This window comes from Neorhizobium fuzhouense, from assembly GCF_042611105.1.
In the GTDB taxonomy this organism is placed as follows: Bacteria; Pseudomonadota; Alphaproteobacteria; order Rhizobiales; family Rhizobiaceae; genus Neorhizobium; species Neorhizobium galegae_A.
Genome location: NZ_JBHFFP010000033.1, coordinates 1 through 2,091, shown reverse-complemented (window position 1 = coordinate 2,091; position 2,091 = coordinate 1). Strand labels below are relative to the sequence as shown.

Below are 2,091 nucleotides of genomic sequence, written 5' to 3'. Positions count from 1 at the left end.
TCCGTTCCTTTCCCAGCCAGGAAAATGCACCGGAAAACTCTAGCCAAAAATGGTCCAGTTTGAAGGGTTCAGATCAGCTCCTTACCACGGCCGACGCGATCAACCGCGGTGCGCATGTTGTCGTAGATCCCTCGAGCAGGCACACCGCCGAAGACCCGGAAGCCGTGCCAGTGGGCGTCGAAGAGCATCTCGTGCGTCTGCAGCATGTAGGCTCTGACCAGAAAGGCCCGGCTGTGCGCCAACTTGATATGCGCGACCTGAAGCTTCATGCGCTCGCCGGCGATCACGGCGTAGTCCTCACTCCAATCAAACTGGAATGCTTCGCCTGGCCGGAAAGACAGAGGAACGAATATGCCTCGGCCGGCCGTCTGCTGCTCAACCCGCCACTGGCGCGCGAAGGCAGCGACGCGACCATAAGAGCCGGTAAAGCCCAGAGCCACCAGATCGGCATGAAGCTGCTTCAGCGTTCGGCGCTGCTTGCGTGATCTCCCGGCCTCGGTCTTCAGCCAGGCCGCCAGTTTGTCAGCGAATGGATCAAGCTTGCTCGGTCGTTCCGGCACAGTGAACGTCGGCTCGATCGTGCCCGCGCTCAAATACTTCGCAATTGTGTTGCGCGAAAGCCCGGTGCGTCGACTGATCTCTCGTATCGATAGCTTCTCGCGCAGCGCCATCCGGCGGATGATGTTTAAAAGTCCCATGTGGATCACTACGTTGCCCCCGTAGCTCACCGCGTTGGGGGAAGGTTCACATGGCTCAATTCTCAATGGAAATTATGCGCCTAACCGGCTCAGTTCCGCGCGGAAACCAACACGTCCCGGGCTCGCGCGGCCGTAAGTGGCGCGATACCGCCATCCGCGGCCACGTCAGCCGTGGCACCGGCATCCTCAACAACGAGAGTTACATCGGCCGCATGGTCTGGAACAAACGTAACTACCGCAAGAACCCCGAGACTGAACGACGCACCGCGCGCGCCAACGACGCGAGCGAATGGGTGCTGACTGCGGTGCCGGAGATGCGCATCGTCTCCGACGACCTATGGCAGCGGGTGAAGGAGCGACAGAAGGAGATCGGCGAGCTTTTTGATTTCGGGCAGAGCAACCGGCTGAACGCGACGCACCGCCCGGGATACCTGCTCAGTCACCTGCTCGAATGTGCCGAATGTGGCGGCCCTTACGCCATCAGCGGCAAGGACCGCTATAGCTGCACCAACCGCAAGAAGCGCCTGCCGATCGACGAACTGGGCGGAGCCTGCTGCAGCAACAGCAAGACCATTACCCGGCAGGAGCTGGAGAGCCGCGTTCTCGATTGCCTGCCGGCTGCGTTCTTCTCCTTGGGGATGTTCGACACCATGTCGGCAAAGGTGATCGAACAGGAGACCTCCAAGCTTCGCCGCCCGAAAGCCGAGCGCGAGCAGATGACGCGCGAACTGAACGAGTTGGAGCGCAAGCAGAAGAGCATCATCCAGCAGATCTCGGACCGCGCCATGCAAGGCCGCCCTCCCCTCACTGCTCTCGACGATACGCTAGATCAAATCGAGTTCCACCGTGTCGCCCTGGCAAAGGAGATCGACGCCTTCACCACCTCCGAGCCGGACATGCGGGCGAAGATCGAAGAATTGAAGCAGCGTCACAACCCCGCCCAGACGGAACTGCGCATGCGCCATTTCTTCCTGCAGGCGCGCCGTGGCAAGTACGAAGATGCCAAGCGCTAGGTGATGCCGATCGTGCGCTCACTGGTGCAGAAGGTGGTGATCGGCAAGACCCAGGGTCACCAACCGGCAAACTCTGCAGGTACATGGTCTGATCGCCTCCATCCTCGCGCAGATGGATGTGCTGGACTTCATGGAACGACGCTTCGTCGCCGAAGTGCATGCGGATTTCATTGAGAAGCTGGAAGCTGGAGAAATCGAGACGAAGGAGAAACAAAAAAAGCTCCTCGACTCATATGAGGAGGAGCTTCGTCGCAAATACCCCGAATGGGAGAATTTACAAGTTTCAGTGGTTGCGGGGGCAGGATTTGAACCTGCGGCCTTCAGGTTATGAGCCTGACGAGCTACCGGGCTGCTCCACCCCGCGTTATTTTTTCCGGGTT

At 59.6% G+C, this 2,091-nt stretch carries 1 protein-coding gene, 1 tRNA gene and 1 pseudogene; 1 reads left to right on the top strand and 2 read right to left on the bottom strand.

Annotated elements, in window-relative coordinates:
- Positions 1–80: 80 nt before the first annotated feature.
- Positions 81–698, bottom strand: a pseudogene (gene istA, locus ACEXP3_RS24635) (IS21 family transposase); the annotation flags it as partial.
- 50 nt (positions 699–748) lie between these two features.
- Here istA and ACEXP3_RS24630 point away from each other — a divergent pair.
- The gene (locus tag ACEXP3_RS24630; protein ID WP_377299806.1) at positions 749–1,711 is read left to right on the top strand and encodes a recombinase family protein; all 963 of its coding nucleotides are present in this window, start codon (positions 749–751) and stop codon (positions 1,709–1,711) included.
- Between the two features lie 287 nt (positions 1,712–1,998).
- Here the strand turns inward: ACEXP3_RS24630 and ACEXP3_RS24625 are convergent.
- Positions 1,999–2,075, bottom strand: a tRNA-Met gene (locus tag ACEXP3_RS24625).
- Between the last annotated feature and the right edge of the window lie 16 nt (positions 2,076–2,091).